The 6,495-nt window shown below is 77.8% G+C and carries 5 protein-coding genes; 2 read left to right on the top strand and 3 right to left on the bottom strand.

Translation table 11 applies throughout. The features are described 5' to 3' along the window. Positions 1-138: 138 nt before the first annotated feature. Positions 139-3,147, bottom strand: a complete 3,009-nt coding sequence (locus ACFC0B_RS19210; RefSeq protein WP_376087010.1) for a BTAD domain-containing putative transcriptional regulator — start codon at positions 3,145-3,147, stop codon at positions 139-141. 201 nt (positions 3,148-3,348) lie between these two features. Here ACFC0B_RS19210 and ACFC0B_RS19205 point away from each other — a divergent pair, with 201 nt between their 5' ends. After that, entirely contained in the window at positions 3,349-3,963 is a 615-nt protein-coding gene (locus tag ACFC0B_RS19205) for a DinB family protein (protein WP_376087009.1), read from the top strand. On the opposite strand, the gene ACFC0B_RS19200 is transcribed toward ACFC0B_RS19205, so the two are convergent. Beyond that, positions 3,954-4,937, bottom strand: coding sequence for a helix-turn-helix transcriptional regulator (locus ACFC0B_RS19200; RefSeq protein ID WP_376087008.1), 984 nt, complete (start codon positions 4,935-4,937; stop codon positions 3,954-3,956). The genes ACFC0B_RS19205 and ACFC0B_RS19200 overlap by 10 nt on opposite strands. A 115-nt stretch (positions 4,938-5,052) precedes the next feature. Here ACFC0B_RS19200 and ACFC0B_RS19195 point away from each other — a divergent pair, with 115 nt between their 5' ends. After that, positions 5,053-5,472: a DUF3224 domain-containing protein gene (locus ACFC0B_RS19195; protein WP_376087007.1), complete on the top strand. Its 420-nt coding sequence runs from the start codon at positions 5,053-5,055 to the stop codon at positions 5,470-5,472. 11 nt (positions 5,473-5,483) lie between these two features. Here ACFC0B_RS19195 and ACFC0B_RS19190 read toward each other — a convergent pair whose 3' ends face one another. Then, positions 5,484-6,323: a class I SAM-dependent methyltransferase gene (locus tag ACFC0B_RS19190; RefSeq protein ID WP_376087006.1), complete on the bottom strand. Its 840-nt coding sequence runs from the start codon at positions 6,321-6,323 to the stop codon at positions 5,484-5,486. Positions 6,324-6,495: the final 172 nt, after the last annotated feature.

Below are 6,495 nucleotides of genomic sequence, written 5' to 3'. Positions count from 1 at the left end.
CGCGCCTGCCCGTGGTCCCCGCGCGTCGCGCCCCCTCCCCGGGCCCCCCCGACCTGGTGAGGCCGGTCCCCCCCCCGTCCCCCCGGGGGCGGGGGGGCGGGCGGGGGCGGGCCGCCCCCGCGGGACGGGCGCGCCGCGTCAGGCCGGGAGCCAGGAGGGCCAGTGCCGCCGGGACGGCCCGGCCGGGTGGTCGTCACCGAGCAGCGGCACCAGCCGCTCGGCCTCCGGCGAGCCGATCGGGGCCAGGATGCCGTGCGCCTCGGCCCAGCAGGCCCGGGCCCGGGCCAGCCGGCCGGACCGCTCCGGGTCGCCGGGCCGGTCCGGCTCGCCCGGGCGGTGCTCCGCCAGGGCGTCGCCGAGCGCGGCCAGGGCCAGGCCGCGGCCCCGGTGGTCGCCGTCCAGGGTCAGCGCGTCGACCGCGCGCTCCGCCGCCTCGACCGCCTCCGGACCGCGGCCGCCCGCGCGCAGCGACTCGCCGAGCCGCAGCAGGACCCGGCCGGTGCGCCGGTGGTCGGCCGGGTCGGTCAGGGCGAGCGCGGCCCGCCGGTGGGCGACCGCCTGGTCGTACCGGCCGAGCTCGTGGTCGATCGAGCCGAGCGAGTCCCGGGCGCGGGCCTCCAGCGCGCGGTCGGCCAGGTCGTGGCCGATCACCAGGGACTGGTCCACCACCCGGCCCGCCGCACCGAACCGGCCCTGCCGGGCGAACGCCCCCGCCAGGTCCAGCAGTTCGGCGGCCAGCGCGCGCCGGTCGCCGATCCGCTGCCGGACCGCGACCGCGGCCGAGAACCCGGCCACCGCCTCGTCCGGGCGGTCGAGGTGGACGAAACAGGCGGCCAGCGAGCCGTGCGCGAGCGCGAGCAGCGGCTCCGGCAGCCCGTGCGCGGTGCACAGGTCCCGGGCCCGGAGCAGCTCGGCGAGCGCCGAGGACGCGGAGCCGACCTCGGCCAGCAGCCGGCCGAGCACCAGGCGCGCCCGGGCCTCCGCGGTCCGGTCGCCCTCGTCCAGGGCGGCCCGCAGCAGGGCGTTGGCGGCGTGGCCGAGCGGCCGGGTGGCGTGCCCGGAGTCCGCCGACAGGCAGACGCCCAGCAGGAGTTCGGCGAGCCGGCCGAGGCCGGGCGCCGCCCCCCGGGAGCGGCCCGGGAGCTGCGCGCACTGGCGCACCAGCGCCCCGACGGTCACGTAGTCCCCGGCGGCCGGGGCGGCGGTCCCCGCCGCCGTCGAGCGGAGCGCGGCCGTCACCCTGGCGTGGTGGTGGTCCACCAGCCGGGTCAGCGCGCGCACCCGCTCACCGTCGACCTCCGCCTGGTCCTGCGGGCCGCCCGGGCAGACCCGGTCGATCCGCTGGGCGAAGGCCCGCAGCAGGTCGTGGTAGCGGTAGCGGTCGGGACCGGCCGAGACCTCCAGCATCGAGCAGTCCACCAGGGACTCGGCCAGCGCCTCGGCGGCCGGCTCCGGCCGGTCCAGGACCGCGGCCGCCTCCGCCGCCGACAGGTCCGGCACCTCGGGGACGGCCAGCATCCGGAAGGCCCGCGCCTGTTCGGCGTCCAACAGGTCGAAGCCGAAGCGGAACGAGGAGTCGACGGCGAGGTCCCCGCTGCGCAGCGCGTCCAACCGGTAGCGTTCACCGCCCAGTTGCTCCACCAGCCGGGCGACGCTCCAGCCGGGTCGGCAGGCCAGCCGCGCCGCGAGGATCCGCACGGCCAGCGGCAGTTGTCCGCAGAGCCGGACGAGTTCGCGGGCCGCCTCCCCCTCGGCCGCCACCCGCTCGGCGCCGACCACCCGGGTCAGCAGGGTGACCGCCTCCTCGGCGGGCAGCACCGGCAGTTCGGTGAAGCGGGCGTTGGGCAGCGCCCCGATCCGGGTCCGGCTGGTGACCAGGACGGCGCAGCCCGCCCCGCCCGGGAGCAGCGGCCGGACCTGCTCGGCGTCGCGCGCGTTGTCCAGCAGCACGAGGACCCGCCGCCCGGCGAGCAACGACCGGTAGCGGGCCGCCCGTTCGGCCGGGCCCGCCGGGATCGCCTCACCCGGCACGCCGAAGGAGCGCAGGAAGGCCGCCAGCGCCTCCTCGGGGCGGGTCGGACGGCCGTCCGCGCCGTGCAGGTCGAGGTAGAGCCGGCCGTCCGGGAACTCCTCGGCGAGGCCGTGCGCGACGTGCAGGGCGAGCGCGGTCTTGCCGACCCCGCCCATGCCCGCGACCGCCGCCACCGGCACCCGGTCCGGCTCCAGCAGGGCGGCCCTGACCGCCTCGACCTCCGCCGCCCGGCCGGTGAAGTCCGCCACGGCGGCCGGGAGTTGGTCCGGCCTGAGGACGGTGGCGGAGGCCGCCCCGGCCGGCGGTCGGGCCTCCGCCGGGGACGCCCGGACGGGCGCCGGCCCGGCGGGCGCCGCCAGGCTCGCGTCCGCGGCGAGGATCCTCCCGTGCAGGTCCCGCAGCCCGGGGCCGGGCGCCACGCCCAGTTCGGTGCGCAGCCGGCGGTCCGCCGCCCGGTACACCTCCAGCGCGTCCGCCTGCCGTCCGGAGCGGTACAGCGCGAGCATCAGCAGCTCCGAGATGCGCTCGCGCAGCGGGTGTTCCTCGGCCAGGGCCGCCAGCTCGGCGACCGACTCGGCCCGGCGGCCGCCCTCGACCTCCGCCTCCAGGCACGACTCCAGGACGGCGAGCCGGCGTTCCGACCACTCCCGGCGCTGGCGCTGCGGGTAGGGGCCGGGCACCCCGGACATCGGCTCGCCGCGCCAGAGCGCCAGCGCCGACCGCAGGACGGTGCCCGCCTCGGCGTGCCGCCCCTCGGCGCGCAGCGTCCGCGCCCGGGCCAGCAGCGCCTCGCAGCGCGCGGTGTCCAGACCCTCGGGGTCGGCCGTCAGCAGGTACCCGCCGCCGAGCGAGGTCAGCACGTCGGGCCCGAGGACCCGGCGCAGCCGGTGCACATAGGTGCGGATGACGCCGTGGGCGCTGGCCGGGGGCTCCTCGCCCCACAGGTCGTCGATCAACTGGGCGCCCGACACCTGCCGGCCCGCCCGGAACAGCAGGGCGAGCAGCAGCCCCTGCTGCTGCGGCGAGCCGAGTGCCAGCTCCACCCCGTCCCGCAGGCCGCGCACCGGCCCGAGCACCTCGAACCGCAGCCCTTCGGGCCGCGCCTCCCGATCCACCGATCGACTCCCCCCGTGTCCGTACGACTTCCCCCGTCCGCATGATAACCACCGGCATTCCCGCTGCTCAGCTCCGGCGAGCCCGGTCCGCCGCCGGTGGACGGGCGGCGGCGCAGGCCGTCGGCGGGCACCGGCGCCGGCCGTCCCCCGGGCCGGGAAAAGGGGGTGAAGGGCGGGAGGGGCGACGGCAGACTGGCCGGCATGACCGATGAGACGTCCGAAACCTTCAAGAAGGACCTGATCACCTATCTGCAGGACGCCCGGGACGCCCTGCTGTGGAAACTCGAAGGGCTGTCCGAGTACGACATCCGCCGGCCGCTGACGCCGACCGGGACCAATCTGCTGGGGCTGGTCAAGCACGCGACGGCGGCGGAGGCCCTGTACTTCGGGGAGACCTTCGGGCGGCCGTTCGACGCGCCCCGGCCGTGGATCACCGGGGACGCCGAGCCGAACTCCGACTTCTGGGCGACCCCGGAGGAGAGCCGGGAGGAGATCGTCGACCGGTACCGCGCGGCCTGCGCACACGCCGACGGGACGATCGCGGCGCTGCCGCTGGACGCGGTCGGCCGGGTGCCGTGGGGCCGGCGCGGCGAGGTGACGCTGCATCACGGCCTCGTCCACATGACCGCCGAGACCCAGCGGCACGCCGGGCACGCCGACATCGTCCGCGAGCTCGTCGACGGCGCGACCGGCCAGCGGCGCAACGGGGAGAACACGGCCCCCGGCGACGAGGCCTGGTGGGCCGGGCACCGGGACCGGGTCGAACGCGCCGCCCTGGAGGCCGCCCGGACCGCGGAGGCGCGGGCTCAGGCATAGTGCCGGGCGACGGCGGTGGCGGTGGCCGCGACGGCCTCGCGCAGGCCGGGCGGGCCGAGCACCACGGCCTCCGGGCCCAGCCGCAGGAGGTCCCCGGCAGCCACCGCCGTGCTCTCGACGGCGAGGTCGACCTCCACCCAGCCCTCGGCGTCGGGCGGCCCCGCGGTGGCCAGCGCCCGGGCTCCGGCGGCGCCGAACTGCATCGGCAGCAGCCGGCGGGCCCGCGGGGAGACCCGCAACCGGGCGGTCTGCTGGTGCAGGGCGGCGGTCAGCCGGCGGGCGGTCTCGGTCCAGTGGGCGGCCAGGTCGAAGCCGGCGGGGCGCTCGAAGGTCTCCTCGGCGACCTCGACGGCGAGCAGCCGGGACACCCGGTAGGTGCGGGCCGTCTCCTCGGGGGGACCGGCGCCGTCCGCCGCACCCGCGACCAGGTACCAGATGCCGCCCTTGAGCACGAGGCCCAGCGGGTGCAGCTCCCGGTGCACCTCGCCGCGCCAGCGGCGGTAGTGGACGCGCAGCACCCGCTGCTCCCAGACCGCCCGGGCGACCGCGGCCAGGTGGGCGACCCGGTCGGCGTCGCGGAACCAGGCCGGGGCGTCGAGGTGGAAGCGGTCCTGGATCCGGCGGGTGCGGTCGGCGAGTTCGGCGGGCAGCGCGGCCTGGAGCTTGAGCTGGGCGGTGGTCAGCACGGCGCCGAGGCCGAGGTCGCGGGCCGGGCCCGGCGCGCCGGTGAGGAACAGCGCGTCGGCCTCGGCGTCGGTGAGCCCGGTGAGCCGGGTGCGGTAGCCGTCCATCAGCCGGTAGCCGCCCTCGGGCCCCCGGTCGGCGGTCACCGGGACGCCGGAGGCGGCCAGCGCCTCGACGTCCCGGTAGACGGTGCGGACCGAGACCTCCAGTTCGGCGGCGAGTTCGCCGGCGGTCATCCGGCCGCGGTTCTGGAGCAGGAGCAGCAGGGCGAGGAGCCGGTCGGCGCGCATCCCCCCATTCTGGCGCCCGTACCTGACAGAAGGTGTCAGGTACGGGCGCCAGAGTGATCGCCGAGCGCGCGGCACACCGCCGAGCGCCGCCCCGAGCACCGTCCGGAGAACCACCATGAGCGCTTCCACGACCGTCACCGGCGCCTTCGGCTACGCAGACTGGACGGAGACCCCGATCGGCCCGGCGGAGACCCTGCCCCGGCTGGCCCGGGCCTCCGTCGTCAACGCCTTCACCGGCGGGATCGAGGCGGCGGCGACCGTCTGCCAGTACGTCTTCGTCTACGCCACCGAGAAGAGCGGCTCCTTCACCGGCCTGCAGCAGTTCGCCGGCCGGGTGGACGGCCGCACCGGCGGCTTCACGGTGGAGGAGCGCGGCACCTTCGAGGAGGACGGCACCGTCCGCTGCACCTTCGAGGTGGTCCCCGGCACCGGCACCGGCGAGCTCGCCGGCCTGCGCGGCACCGGCGGCTACCTCTACCACCCCGGCGAGTCCCCCGTCCCGTACACCTTCTCCTACGCGTACGACCTCGGCTGAGCCCGTCCGCGCTACCCCGGGATCCGGCCGGTGAGGAGGGAGATCCGGACGTGTTCCGGGTAGCCGGCGGGGGTCGGCGGGGCGGGGAGGGCGGCGTTCAGGCGGGCGGCGAAGGCCGGGCGTTCGGCGCGGGACGGGAGGGAGGACGCGGGGATGGCGGAGTAGAGGGTGCCCAGGAGCTGATCGGGGGTCAGGGCGTCCTCGTACGTGATCACCGCCTCCCGCACGTCCGTGAACCCGGTGGCCTTCAACGCGGCGGCGTAGCCCTCGCGTTCGGCGTCGTCGGTGCCGCAGGAGGCGGTGATCGGGCGGCCGAAGTGCTCCTCCAGGGCGGCGCGCAGGGCACGCGACCAGTCGGAGTCCTGGGCCCAGATCGGCGCGCCGTTGGCGATCACCGCGACCCCGCCGCCGGGGCGGGTGCGCGGGTGGAGGGCGGCGAACAGCTCGTCGGGGCGCATCCAGTGCAGGGCGTTGCCGATCACGGTGACGCCGAGCGGGCGGTCGCCGGGCAGCAGGTCCGCGAGGGCGGGGACGTCCGCGTCGGTGCCGAGCATCCACAGGGCGTTGCGCACGCCCGCCCGGTCGGCGGCGGCCCGGGCCTCGCGGAGCATGTCCGGCTCCGGGTCCATGCCGATGACGGTCCGCACGTGCGCGGCGAGCGGCAGGGCGAGTTGGCCGGTGCCGCAGCCGAGGTCGAGGGCGAGGTCGCCGATGCCGGGGTGGGCGTCCAGGCCGAAGGTGCGGCCCAGGGACTCGAAGGCGGCGGGCGGATAGCCGCGGCGGTACTCGGCGTAGTGGGCGGCGACGTCGCCGGAGAAGTCCGGGATCGCGGGAAGGGAAGAGGTGGTCATGGGCGGTACCCTGCCCGCCCGGGCCGGTCGCAGTCGGATGATCGCTGTGGGCGGACGGCCGACAGCGGACGGGCCGCGGGGGGGGGGGGGCCGAGCCCGGGCCCGGGGCGGCCGCCGGGAAAACCCCCGGGGCGAAATACAACCCGAACACGCGGAGGCGGGAAGGGGGGTG

Source organism: Kitasatospora sp. NPDC056184 (genome assembly GCF_042268405.1).
GTDB lineage: Bacteria > Actinomycetota > Actinomycetes > Streptomycetales > Streptomycetaceae > Kitasatospora.
This window is presented reverse-complemented; position numbering and strand designations above follow the sequence as displayed.

Coding starts and splice junctions, on each gene's coding strand:
- ACFC0B_RS19205 (WP_376087009.1), top strand. CDS start 3,349: ATGACCGATGAGACGTCCGAAACCTTCAAGAAGGACCTGATCACCTAT.
- ACFC0B_RS19200 (WP_376087008.1), bottom strand. CDS start 4,937: ATGCGCGCCGACCGGCTCCTCGCCCTGCTGCTCCTGCTCCAGAACCGC.
- ACFC0B_RS19195 (WP_376087007.1), top strand. CDS start 5,053: ATGAGCGCTTCCACGACCGTCACCGGCGCCTTCGGCTACGCAGACTGG.
- ACFC0B_RS19190 (WP_376087006.1), bottom strand. CDS start 6,323: ATGACCACCTCTTCCCTTCCCGCGATCCCGGACTTCTCCGGCGACGTC.